The 12,699-nt window shown below is 61.0% G+C and carries 9 protein-coding genes and 1 pseudogene; 1 reads left to right on the top strand and 9 read right to left on the bottom strand.

Translation table 11 applies throughout. The annotated features are described in order from the left end of the window. Nucleotides 1-27: 27 nt before the first annotated feature. Nucleotides 28-216 (bottom strand): annotated as a pseudogene (locus CS390_RS04920) (metallopeptidase TldD-related protein); the annotation flags it as partial. 477 nt (nucleotides 217-693) lie between these two features. Then, on the bottom strand, nucleotides 694-2,040 hold the full coding sequence (gene pmbA, locus CS390_RS04915; RefSeq protein ID WP_065759398.1) for a metalloprotease PmbA: 1,347 nt from the start codon (nucleotides 2,038-2,040) through the stop codon (nucleotides 694-696). 108 nt (nucleotides 2,041-2,148) lie between these two features. On the opposite strand from pmbA, the gene yjgA reads away from it, so the two are divergent. Further along, nucleotides 2,149-2,673, top strand: coding sequence for a ribosome biogenesis factor YjgA (gene yjgA, locus CS390_RS04910; protein WP_065759397.1), 525 nt, complete (start codon nucleotides 2,149-2,151; stop codon nucleotides 2,671-2,673). 42 nt (nucleotides 2,674-2,715) lie between these two features. Here the strand turns inward: yjgA and tldD are convergent, their stop codons facing one another. The 7 genes from tldD to mreC form a co-directional block, all read right to left on the bottom strand. Further along, nucleotides 2,716-4,155: a metalloprotease TldD gene (tldD, locus tag CS390_RS04905; RefSeq protein ID WP_065759396.1), complete on the bottom strand. Its 1,440-nt coding sequence runs from the start codon at nucleotides 4,153-4,155 to the stop codon at nucleotides 2,716-2,718. 2 nt (nucleotides 4,156-4,157) lie between these two features. Further along, nucleotides 4,158-5,009, bottom strand: a complete 852-nt coding sequence (locus CS390_RS04900) for a carbon-nitrogen hydrolase family protein (protein ID WP_065759395.1) — start codon at nucleotides 5,007-5,009, stop codon at nucleotides 4,158-4,160. Beyond that, nucleotides 5,009-8,824: a YhdP family protein gene (locus CS390_RS04895; RefSeq protein ID WP_099773636.1), complete on the bottom strand. Its 3,816-nt coding sequence runs from the start codon at nucleotides 8,822-8,824 to the stop codon at nucleotides 5,009-5,011. Before CS390_RS04895 ends, CS390_RS04900 begins: the two co-directional genes overlap by 1 nt. An 88-nt stretch (nucleotides 8,825-8,912) precedes the next feature. Continuing rightward, nucleotides 8,913-10,370, bottom strand: a complete 1,458-nt coding sequence (gene rng / locus CS390_RS04890) for a ribonuclease G (RefSeq protein ID WP_065759393.1) — start codon at nucleotides 10,368-10,370, stop codon at nucleotides 8,913-8,915. 85 nt (nucleotides 10,371-10,455) lie between these two features. Beyond that, nucleotides 10,456-11,061, bottom strand: a complete 606-nt coding sequence (locus CS390_RS04885) for a nucleoside triphosphate pyrophosphatase (RefSeq protein ID WP_099773635.1) — start codon at nucleotides 11,059-11,061, stop codon at nucleotides 10,456-10,458. A gap of 34 nt (nucleotides 11,062-11,095) precedes the next feature. After that, nucleotides 11,096-11,584 carry a rod shape-determining protein MreD gene (gene mreD / locus CS390_RS04880; protein WP_099773634.1) on the bottom strand — a complete coding sequence of 163 codons (489 nt, stop codon included), beginning with the start codon at nucleotides 11,582-11,584 and terminating at the stop codon, nucleotides 11,096-11,098. Beyond that, a complete protein-coding gene (gene mreC / locus CS390_RS04875; RefSeq protein WP_371918256.1) occupies nucleotides 11,584-12,624 on the bottom strand; it encodes a rod shape-determining protein MreC in 1,041 nt (346 codons plus the stop codon). Before mreC ends, mreD begins: the two co-directional genes overlap by 1 nt. Between the last annotated feature and the right edge of the window lie 75 nt (nucleotides 12,625-12,699).

Here is a 12,699-nt window from a genome sequence, read left to right as displayed (position 1 = left end):
AGACGTAGGATCCACTACGACAGTTGCTCAATCACTCACGATATCTAGTTGTTCAATCAGAAGCGAGCGCCCCAATGAGCGTCCAACGGGCTCGCGATCACGGCCTACAGCAACGATTTGCTTGAACAGTGCGTTCATATTGCCCGAGACAATAAACGGGTTCAGCGCATGCTGCACCTCGCCATGCTCAATCCAGAAACCAATGCCGCGCATGGAGAACTCACCGCTTCATCAGGCGAGAATTCCTCATTCAGGTCGATGCTCACCTCAGCCTTGCACTGACCAACGTAGACTGCCAGCCCAAGCCAAGCTGTAGCGTCGGTGTACAGGGGGTCCACGTGATCATCTGCCACCCGCTGCACCTTGTGCGCGAGCCTCAGCAAGCAGCACTTCGACATGCGCCTTCAAGTCGGGCAGATTTTCAGGCCCTACAGCCTCCGGCGCCTTGTTCACATCATTCATCATTGGGAAATCCTTTTCTTGAGCCAGGTAAAGTGAGGCCTGCGCAGCGCTAACGCGCACGTTCGCCGGGCAAGCGATACGTTCAAGAAGGACGAACAGCGAAGAAGGGCTTACGCCACGACAGTACGAGAGTCCGTTTCAGTGTTCGTATCCTTATCGAACGACAGAACGGACTCTACGCCTGCAAACAGATGACCTGATCCTACATAGTTATGGCCAGGCCCAAGGGAATCAGCTACCAGCGACCGTCATTTTCTCGATCAGTACGGAGCCAGTGTGGATATTGCTGCGGGTTTCCAGATCATTACCGATTGCAACGATTTGCTGGAACATGTCTTTCATATTGCCGGCGATCGTCACCTCCTGAACCGCAAACTGGATCTCACCGTTCTCCACCCAGAAACCTGCCGCGCCACGGGAGTAATCGCCTGTCACCATATTCAGGCCATGCCCCATCAGTTCAGTGACCAACAGGCCGCGCCCCATGCGACGCAGCAGTGCAGCCTGATCTTCATCACCATGGGTGACAAACAGGTTGTGCACACCACCGGCGTTGGCGGTGCTCGGCATGCCCAGTTTGCGCCCGGAATAAGTGCCCAGAACATAAGACACCAACTCACCGTTTTTGACGAATGGCTTGGCATAGGTTGCCAGCCCATCACCATCGAAGGCCGCACTGCCCAAGGCACGCTGCAGGTGCGGACGCTCATCCAGGGTCAGCCAATTCGGGAACAACTGCTGGCCCATGGCGCCATCGAGGAACGACGATTTGCGGTACAGGTTTCCACCGGAGATCGCCGACAGGAAGCTGCTGAACAGCCCACCGGCCAGTTCCGCCGAGAACAGCACCGGCACCTCGCAGGTGGGTACCGGGCGCGCGCCCAGACGGCTGGCAGCACGCTGCGCAGCGCGCCGGCCAATGCTCTGCGGGTCGGCCAGCAACTCGCCCTGACGATTGACGTCATACCAGTAGTCGCGCTGCATCTGCCCATCGCCCTCGGCGATCATCACGCAACTCAAGCTGTGACGCGTCGAGGCATAACCGCCGATGAAACCATGGCTGTTGCCGTAGACGCGGCAGCCCTGATGGGTATTGAGGGTGGTGCCATCAGCATTCTTGATCCGTGGATCGGCCTCGAATGCCGCCGCCTCGCAGGCCAAGGCCTTCTCGATGGCCTGTTCCGGAGTGATGTCCCAGGCATGGTAAAGATCGAAGTCCGGCAAATCGCGAGCCATCAACGCGGCATCAGCCAGCCCGGCGCAATCGTCTTCGGAGGTGTGCTTGGCAATCGCCAGTGCGGCAGCAACGGTTTCACGAATCGCCTCACTGCCGCTGGCCGAGGTGCTGGCCGAACCTTTGCGCTGACCAACGTACAAAGTGATACCAAAGCCTTGGTCACGGTTGAACTCAACCGTCTCTACTTCACGTTGACGCACCGAGGTCGACAGCCCCTGCTCCAGCGAAACGGCTACTTCGCAGGCACTGGCGCCTTGGCGCCGGGCCTCGGCAATGATCTGCTCGACCTGCTCCTGCAGTGCCGGCAGGGCTTGCGGACCTACGCTCTGGACTGAACTCATGGTCTTCTCCACTCAAAATCTGCTCTCGGCACGGGTCAACTCACGACCGGGCCGGACAAGCGGCCCCCGACTGGTTATCATGGCGGCGTTTCCACGCGGACTGCCACCATGGTTGATTCTTACGACGATGCCTTCGACGAAGGCGAAAAAAGCAAAACCCAGATCAAGCGCGAGCTGCATGCGCTGGTCGACCTCGGCGAGCGCCTTACAACGCTCAAGCCGGACACCCTGGCACGCCTGCCGCTGACCGACGCCCTGCGCCGGGCCTTGGCCGATGCCAGCAAACACACCGCCCACATTGCCCGTAAACGCCACTTGTCGTTCATCGGCAAATTGATGCGCGATCAGGACATCGAGGCCATTCTTGCGCTGCTGGACCAACTCGATGCCTCCACTCGCCAGTACAACGAACGATTCCACAACCTTGAACGCTGGCGCGACCGTCTGATCGGCGGCACCGACGAAGACCTCGAGCGTTTCGTCAACGAATACGCCGAAGCGGATCGCCAACAGCTGCGCTCGCTGATCCGTCAGGCCCAGCATGAGCTGGCGCGCAACAAGCCGCCAACTGCCAGCCGCAAGATCTTCAAGTACATCCGCGACCTCGACGAAACCCAGCGCGGCCTGCGCTGATCTTCGTAGCCGAGCCGGCACCCTGCCGGCTCGACCTTTTCGTCATGCGCCCGTGCCACCCACGGTGATCGCATCGATCTTCAGCGTCGGCTGACCCACACCCACAGGCACCGATTGCCCATCCTTGCCACACGTGCCGACACCACTGTCCAGCGACAGGTCGTTACCGACCATCGACACACGGCTCATGGCCTCCGGCCCGTTACCGATCAGGGTCGCTCCCTTCACCGGCGTGGTAATCTTGCCGTCCTCGATGAGGTAGGCCTCACTGGTGGAAAACACGAACTTGCCACTGGTGATATCCACCTGCCCGCCGCCAAGGTTTGCGCAGTACAGGCCACGCTTCACCGAAGCGATGATTTCAGCCGGGTCGCTATCACCGGCGCGCATGTAGGTGTTGGTCATGCGCGGCATCGGCAAGTGCGCATAGGACTCACGCCGGCCGTTACCGGTGCGCGCCATCCCCATCAAGCGGGCATTGAGCTTGTCCTGCATGTAGCCTTTGAGGATGCCGTTCTCGATCAAGGTGGTGCATTCGGTGGGGGTACCTTCGTCATCGACGCTCAGCGAGCCGCGGCGCCCTTCCAGGGTACCGTCGTCGACAATGGTGCAGAGACTGGACGCGACCTGCTCCCCCAAACGACCGCTATAGGCCGAGCTGCCCTTGCGGTTGAAATCACCCTCAAGACCATGGCCGACCGCTTCATGGAGCAACACCCCTGACCAGCCCGGGCCGAGAACCACCGGCAATGTCCCGGCCGGCGCCGGAACCGCCTCAAGGTTGACCAAGGCCTGACGCAATGCCTCACGGGCATAGCCCATGACACGCTCATCGGTGAAGAAACGGTAGTCGGTGCGCCCGCCGCCGCCGTGGCCGCCGCGTTCACGGCGACCATTCTGCTCGACGATCACGCTGACGTTGAAACGCACCAGCGGTCGCACATCGGCAGCCAGGCTACCGTCGGCGGCCGCGACCAGGATGCGCTCCCAGACGCCGGCCATGCTGACACTGACCTGCTGGATACGTGGGTCCAGCTTGCGGGTTGCCGCATCGACACGCTTGAGCAGCTCGACCTTCTCGGCACGGCTGATGACCTCAAGTGGATTGTCCGGCGAGTACAACTGCACCACGTCCTGGCTTTTGAACGCCTGAACACTGCCGTTCTGTCCAGCTCGGGAAATTGAACGGGCAGCACGAGCCGCCGAGCTCAAGGCCTCAAGGTTGATCGCATTGCTGTAGGCGAAACCGGTTTTTTCACCGGATTGGGCACGAACACCTACCCCCTGATCGAGGTTGAAGCTGCCCTCTTTGACAATGCCGTCCTCCAGTGCCCACGACTCGGAAATCTGCCCCTGAAAGTACAGGTCGGCGGCATCGATACCGGGCCCGGCCAGCTCACCGAGCACCGACTGCAGGCTGTCCAGGGTAAGACCACCTGGCGCCAGCAGGTGCTCACTGACGGTGGATAACAACTCGCTCATAGTCACTCCGAGGTGTGCGCAGGCCGCAAGGCGTCCTGCGAAAAAAAGCGCCGGTGCAAGGCCACCGGCATCCGCGCCCGGATGGACGCCTGTTCGCTGCTGTCGCGTTCGGCCAGCAGCACGGCTTCGCCGGTGTCCTGTTCGGCGACGATGCGCCCCCATGGATCGACGATCGCCGCATGACCAAAGGTTTCCCGTGGACCGGGATGAGTGCCGCCCTGAGCCGCAGCCAACACATAACACTGCGTTTCAATAGCCCGGGCACGTATCAGCACTTCCCAGTGTGCGGCACCGGTTACCGCGGTAAACGCCGCCGGCGCACTGATCAATTCAGCCCCCGCTTCGCGCAAGGCGCTATAGAGCTCCGGAAAGCGCAGGTCATAGCAAACACTGAGCCCCAGACGGCCAACCGGCGTATCAGCCACGACCACCCGACTTCCATGGGCATAATCATCGGACTCACGATAACGGCCACGGTTGTCGGCCACATCGACATCGAACAGGTGCAGCTTGTCGTAGCGCGCCACCTGCTGCCCCTGATCGTCGATCAGCAACGAACAGGCATGGGCTTTCGCGTCGGGCTGCCCGACCGGCGGCAAAGGCACGGTTCCGGCCACAATCCATAACCTGAGGTCACGTGCCGTCTGTTTCAACCACGGCAGGATTGGCCCCTCGCCAAGCGCTTCGGCTCGGCCGATTGCGGCACTGTCACGACGCCCCATGGCCGCAAAGTTTTCTGGCAAGACTGCCAGCCGCGCACCGCCATGGGCTGCACGCTCAAGCAATGCGTGGGCCTGGGCCAGGTTGCCAGCAATATCGCTCTGGCTGACCATCTGAATCACGGCTGCTTTCATCAACGGTTCTTCTCGAAAGGTTTGATAAAGCTAATCTTAGGCTCTTTCCACGGGCCTTCGACGCGATAGTGCACGCTGGCATAACGTGCCACCCGATCCCCCAGCAGGCGGTCAACCAAGAACAGGGCACCGCCAATGGCCGGCGCACCGACAATCAACGCCGCCAATGGCAGGTTGTTGGTCACCGGCAAGGTCACCAGCAGGTTGGCATCGATCTGGTCTCGAACCATGTCCAGTGTGCCATCCAGCTCCAGATTACTTGAGGGCCCCGTCACGGTGATCGGTTCACGCGTCACGTAGACGCCCTCACTGGCGACCAACAAGCCTTTGACCCGGTCATAACTCAGGCCTTTGCCAAGCAGGTCGGAGAAGTCCAGGCGCAAGCGACGGCCAATCGAGTTGAAGTTCAGCAGACCAAACACCCGCAGCGCCTGAGCACCACCTTCCACCTCGACAAACTGGCCTTTGCGTAGCGAGGCATCAAGGCTGCCGGAAAACCGCTTGAGGCCAACCCAGGCGGGCGAGCCTGGCCAGCGGCCGTCGGCGTCCAGACGAAAATCCCGACTGGTCACGGTCGGTGCGAACTTCCAGGCCTTGAGCACATCTGCCACGTCCTTGCCTTCCAGACGGCCCTTGTACCAACTACTGCTCGCCCCCGGCACACCCTCCCAGCCAGCGTTGCCATCAATCATCAAGCCTTTGAGATTGAGGTCCAGATCCTTCAGCGCTACGCCCTTGGCCGTGGGCCGCAGCTTCAGCGACCAACTGCCCAACAGATCGTCACCCAGGAACAACTTGCCGATGGTCAGGTCGACTGCAGGAATTTTGCGCGGATCGACAGTAGCCAAGGGGTCCGGGGCATCCGGGGCCGTAACCTCAGCGGGATCAGCCGACGGCAGATGAATGGTCTGCAAATTAAGGGTGATCGGTTGTGCCTGGTTATCCGGCAGGCGCGCATTACCTATGACCTCCTTGCTGTCCAGGCGCACGCCCCAACTGTCATTGCTACGGTTGACACGAACCACCGCCTGGTTGAGGTCAAGACCGAATGCCTTGACCTGCCCAATGCTCACATTGGCACTCTGGAGGGCTTGCCGGGCACTGCCGCCTGGATCGTTTCCGGCATAACGTTCCAGCTGTTTCTGCCAAAGCGCCACGTCAAGCTCGGCCAGCTTGCCACTCAACCGCACGCCCTGGGCAGAGGGCAACTGGGCATTGCCTTCGCCAAACAACAGTTCGCCGCGCCCTTGGCCGGGCTTGCCCACCGGCGATGCGTACACCAGGTTGGCAAGGTCTGCGTAATCAACATCGTAACGGCGCTCAGGGCCTTGCAGGTTCATCCGAAACTGGCTGTTACGCACCTCGCCAGCGGATTTGCCAAACGGTGCAGGCAAGTCGATTGCCAGCCCCTTGAGCGTGGAGTTGATCGTCAGTTGATTGCTGCGGCTACCCAAGGCTACCTGCAGCTCGTAGGGCAGTTCGCCAGACAGCGGCAAGGCTTGGTTGAACTGCAGCCAGTCGGTCAGCGCCTTGAGCCCGATCTGCCCCTTGGCAGCGAGGCGGGTCTGCAACTGACCGGGCTTGCCTTCCGCGAAAATCTGCGCAGTGAACGGCTTGTCGAACGCCCGGGCCGTAATGCCCTGACCGCTCAGACCTTTGTCATAATCAAATCGAAAATCGCCCTTGAGCTGGCTCAATTCCAGCGCCGGCTCACGGATCTTGAGGCGTGCATCAGCCGTACTGAAGTCCACCAGCACCTTGGGCTGTTGCCCCTTCACCAGTGGAACATCGAGCTTGAGCTTGCCCACCAGGCTGCCCTCGCCCTCCCAACCGGCAAAGGTCGGCCCGGTGCCAATAGGTGCCTCCTGGAGAATCTTCAGACCATCGCCAAGCCCGCCGGAAAATTCGCCATCAAGGTACAAGTGGCTGTGCTCGCCACTGTCCACATGGGGAATATCGACTATCACGTTGCTGACCTGGGTATTGAGCAACTCCCCACTGCGGGCCTTTACCCGCACCCCGGCATCGTCGATGAACACGTCGCCGTCGACGTTGCGCACCGTCGGCCAGCCCGGCTGAAAATCGAGGGCCGCATCATGCACCTTGAAAAACAGGCTGATGCTCCGGGCCTCAGGGGATGCCCCGTGGTTCAGCGAGCCCTGGTACTGAAAATAGCCCTCATCGACCGCACCCTTGAGAATTGCCGTGCGCAGCCACTCATCCAATGCGGGGCTCAAGACTGCCGGCAGGTACTTGCCAGTGTAACGACCGTCACCCTCGACCAGACCGACACGCAGGTCCATGTAGTCCTCAAGCGCAGGGTCGAAGAGCAGACGAATCAGGAAATCGCCAGCGATCTTGCCTTCCTCTCCCAGCACCTTGAGGTAAGGCGCAATGAGGGTGAAGCCGTCCTGATCCAGACGCCAGGTCAAGCGTGCATTGGCTTTCTGGTAATGCCAGGGTTTGGCGAAGATAGGATCGAGATGCAGCATGAATGCATCGGTATCAAGGCGTAGCTCACCCTGACCAAGGTCACCACTGATGCTGCCACTGACGTTTCCTGCCGCCGGTGCACCGTGGTAGGCCGAAAACCCCACCCGGTCGAGGTTGGCTGCAAAGCTCAGGCGCTGATCGCCACTGGCCTTGGGTCGAATATCCAGCCGCACGTTGCGCAAGCCACCGGTCACCTTGAGACCATCAACCACGGCCATCAGAGTGTCCGGCAGCGGAGCCAGGGCATCGATCAACGGCGTGAGCGGGGCAAGGTCCAGGCGATCGGCCTGCACCTCCCAGGTTTCTTCGGTTTTCTCGGTGGCCGCCAACTGGCGCAACTGGATACGAGATTCCCAGCGGGTTTCGCCCAGGCTCATCGCCAGGGAGTCTACGGCCACTTCGAAGCCCTGCTCGCTACGCTGGAACCAGGCGTTGAGGGCCAGGTTATCCAGGGCGATGGCTTTGCGCCCGGTATAGGCACCGCGCAACCGCGGCGCGTTCATGCGCACCACCGCACTGCTCACCGCACCGTTCGACCAGTTGAGCCAGACCTCGCCGCCACTACGCAACTGCTCGGCCTTCCACTGCCCCAGCCATTTCGGCGGTATCCACTTGGCCCAGTCACTCTGCGGCAGGCTCAGGTACGCCTCTAGTTGCGCCTCACGCCATTGAGCCGGGCGAATCCGGCTGCGCAGGCTCAAGGCCAGCGGCTGGCCGTCGGGCAGGGTCGCACGCGCATCAAGACGCTGGCGCACACTGCCGGTCTGTAGCCCGAGGCTGACATAGGTAAGGGTTGTCGGATCACGCTGGAACGGCTCAAGGGTCACCTGGCTGTCGAACAGGGAAACCTTCGAGACCACCTGAAGTTGGGTCAGCACCTGCTCAGGGTCGAGTGATTGCGCTTGCGTGACGGGCAAACCCTTCAGCGCCCAACGGCCATTCTCATCTTCATGCAGGCTCACCTGCAGGCCACCCAACTCGATCTGGGCAATGCGTAGCTGACGCTCCATCAAGCTGGCCCAAAGGTCTGGCACGACCCTGACCGCATCCAGGCGCAAGGCGTTGGGGCCATCACCCAACTGCACATCACGCACCAGCAACACCGGCGCCAACCCACTCCAGCGCCCCTCCAGGGCGCCGATATGGACAGGCATGCCCAAGGCCTGCTCGGCCTTGTCCTGAGCGTCATTCCGGTATTCAGCCACCAACGGCACCAACTGCCGCCCAAGGCTTACGTAAAGTGCGACAAGCACTGTCAGCAGGGCGCAACCGCCCAAGCCCCAGCGAGTCAATGCGATCAGAACGCGCGTCAGACGTTCCATGTCGATGTCTCCCCGAGTCGAGCTTTAACTATGGCCCGGACTACCGGCTTTGCCAGCAGCCACAGCTCAAATGAACAACAAAAGCGAATCAGAGCAGCACCACATCATATTGTTCCTGGGAATACATCGACTCGACCTGGAAGCGAATCGTTCGCCCGATGAACGCCTCAAGTTCGGCAACATTGCCAGACTCCTCGTCCAGCAACCGGTCCACCACCTTCTGGTTGGCCAGCACTCTATAGCCTTCAGCCTGATAGGCGCGGGCCTCGCGAAGGATTTCCCGGAAAATCTCGTAACAGATTGTCTCGGGTGTTTTCAGCTTGCCGCGACCATGGCAACTGATGCAGGGCTCGCAGAGCACCTGCTCGAGGCTTTCACGGGTGCGCTTGCGGGTCATCTGCACCAGGCCCAACTCGGTGATACCAATGATGTTGGTCTTGGCATGATCACGTTCGAGCTGCTTCTCCAGCGTACGCAATACCTGGCGCTGATGCTCTTCGTCTTCCATGTCGATGAAGTCGATGATGATGATCCCGCCAATGTTGCGCAGGCGCAGTTGCCTGGCAATCGCGGTTGCCGCCTCCAGGTTGGTCTTGAAGATGGTCTCTTCAAGGTTGCGATGCCCGACGAAAGCCCCGGTGTTCACATCGATCGTGGTCATCGCTTCAGCCGGGTCGACCACCAGATAACCACCGGACTTGAGCGGCACCTTGCGGTCCAGCGCACGCTGGATTTCGTCCTCGACGCCATAAAGGTCGAAAATCGGACGCTCACCCGGGTAATGCTCCAGCCGGTCGGCGATTTCCGGCATCAGCTCGGCGACGAACTGCGTTGTTTTCTGGAACGTTTCCCGAGAGTCGATGCGGATCTTCTCGATTTTCGGGTTGACCAGGTCGCGCAGGGTACGCAAGGCCAGGCCCAGATCCTCATAAATGACGGTCGGCGCCCCCACGGTCTTGATCTGATTACCAATCTGCTCCCAGAGCCTGCGCAGGTAGCGAATGTCCATGAGGATTTCATCGGCGCCCGCGCCTTCGGCAGCCGTGCGCAGGATGAAACCACCGGCATCCTTGATATTTTCCTGGGCCACGCAGTCACTGACCACCTGTTTGAGACGCTCACGCTCGGCTTCGTCTTCGATTTTCAGGGAAATACCGACATGGCTGGTGCGTGGCATATACACCAGATAACGCGAAGGAATCGAAAGCTGTGTGGTCAGGCGAGCGCCCTTTGAACCGATGGGGTCCTTGGTCACCTGCACCACCAGGCTCTGACCTTCATGCACCAAGGCACTGATGGTCTCGACTGCCGGCCCTTCACGCAGGGAGATTTCCGACGCATGGATGAACGCTGCGCGCTCCAGGCCAATATCGACAAAAGCCGCCTGCATACCCGGCAGGACACGCACCACCTTGCCCTTGTAGATGTTGCCGACAATCCCGCGGCGCTGGGTACGCTCGACATGCACCTCTTGCAGGACACCGTTTTCCACCACCGCCACGCGTGATTCCATCGGCGTGATATTGATCAGAATCTCTTCACTCATGGCTGGCTCTCGTCAAAGGTGTTCAGGTAATGATGGCTCGCTCATGGAAGGCTGGCGAGCGCTGGCAGCTTCAGTGCATCCTCGCTCAACAGGCCTGGAGGCGTTGCCAGCAAGGAATGCCGAACCGCGCCAGCAGTTCGGCCGTTTCACAAAGCGGCAAGCCGACAACGGCTGAATAACTACCACTCAGGCCCTGCACGAACACGGCCCCCAGGCCCTGGATTGCGTAAGAGCCGGCCTTGTCATGCGGCTCGCCACTCTCCCAGTAAGCCTGCGCTTCGGCCGGGCTGATCGAGCGAAACGCAACGCGGCTGCTCACAGACAGGCTCTCGCAACGGGAACCGTCGGTAATGGCAACAGCGGTCAACACCTCATGCTCGCGCCCGGAAAGCGCAGCGAGCATCGCCAGGGCTTCGGCACGGTCCTGCGGTTTACCTAAAATCTGCCCATCCAGAACCACAGCGGTATCAGCCCCCAAGACCGCCAAGGGCGCGCGCGCCTCCGTGGCGGCGAGCATTGCCAGCCCGGCCAATGCCTTGCCACGCGCCAGACGCTCGACATAAGCACAGGCCGACTCATCGGCCAGGGGGGTTTCATCGATAGAGGCACTGATGACCGTGAATGGCACACCAATCTGGGTCAACAGTTCACGACGGCGTGGCGAACCAGAGGCCAGGTAAAGCGGAGTCATCTTGACGTCTCCCTGTCAACGGCGGGCAGTGGAATCAGTGGATGCCGAGTCGGCGGCGCAAGCCTTGCAAGGCGTAGCTGATCCAGGGCCAGAGCAAGGCACTGACAACGGCAGGCCAGAGCAAGGCGAGGGTCGGCTGGCGGTTACCGGTCAGGGCGCTTAGCCACAGTTGGACCAACTGCGCCAGGCCAAAGATCACCAGCACCACCAGGCTCTGCTGCCACATGGGGAACATGCGCAACCGCTGCTGCAGCGACAGGATCAGAAAGCTGATCAAGGTCAGCACCAGTGCGTTCTGCCCCAACAGGGTCCCACACAGCACATCGGATGCCAGGCCGAGCACAAAGGCCGTAGTCATTCCGACCTTGTGCGGCAGCGTCAGCGTCCAGAACACCAGCAACAACGCCAGCCACAAGGGGCGCAGGTGATCGGAGCCCTCTGGCATGGGGGCAACGCTCAACAGTATGCCGATCACGAAGCTCAGCCAAATGACCCAGCCGTTTCTGCTTCGGGTACTAACCATTAGTGTCTCTCCCGGGAGTTGACCGGCGCAGCACCCGCGCCATGGGCCGGGGCAGTTGCCGCGGGAGCAGGTGCAGCAGGCGCTGCAACAGGTGCCGTGGCAGCAGGCGTGGCCGGCGCGGGCGCAACCGTGGCCGGGGCATCACCTGGCACGGCGAGCTTCTGCCGGTCCGCGGCTTCCTGGGCCTGGGCCGCTTCGGTGGCGCGCTGTTCAGGAGAACGACTGTCACTGAACACCAACAGCATGTAGCGGCTGCGATTGAGAGCCGCCGTTGGTACTGCACGGACAATAGCGAAGGGCTGGCCTGAGTCGTGAATGACTTCCTTGACCGTGGCCACCGGATAACCCGCCGGGAACCGCTGCCCGAGGCCAGAGCTGACCAGCAGGTCGCCCTCCTTGATGTCGGCGGTATCGGCAACATGACGCAGCTCAAGGCGCTCCGGGTTGCCGGTGCCGCTGGCAATGGCGCGCAAGCCATTGCGGTTGACCTGCACGGGAATGCTATGGGTGGTATCGGTGAGCAGCAGCACACGGGACGTGTAAGGCATCAGTTCGACCACCTGCCCCATCAGGCCGCGAGCATCGAGCACAGGCTGCCCCAGAACGACGCCATCACGCTCGCCCTTGTTGATCAGGATACGGTGGGTGAACGGGTTCGGATCGATACCGATCAGCTCGGCGACCTCGACCTTTTCGTTAACCAATGCCGAGGAATTGAGCAGCTCGCGCAAACGCACGTTCTGTTCCGTCAGGGCAGCCAGCTTCTGCAGGCGACCTTGCAGTAGCAGCGCCTCGGTCTTGAGTTTCTCGTTCTCGGCCATCAATTCGGCACGGCTGCCGAACTGGTTGGAGATGCCCTGCCAGAACTGCTCCGGCAGGTTGGTAACCCAGTAGGCCTTGATCAGTACCCGCGACATTTGCTGGCGCACCGGCTGCAACACCGAAAAGCGCGCGTCGACCACCATCAGGGCGACCGAAAGCACCACCAGCACGAGCAAGCGAACACCCAGTGAAGGGCCTTTGGCGAAAAGCGGTTTAATGGGCCGTTCCTCGTGGGCGACTATTCAGGAGGTCAATCATACGGCAACACACGTGCCGACGCGTGGCGTAAGGCG

The organism is Pseudomonas sp. HLS-6 (assembly GCF_002753995.1).
Lineage (GTDB): Bacteria > Pseudomonadota > Gammaproteobacteria > Pseudomonadales > Pseudomonadaceae > Aquipseudomonas > Aquipseudomonas defluvii.
Note: the sequence above shows the minus strand (reverse complement) of the source record. Positions and strands in the feature narration are given on the sequence as shown.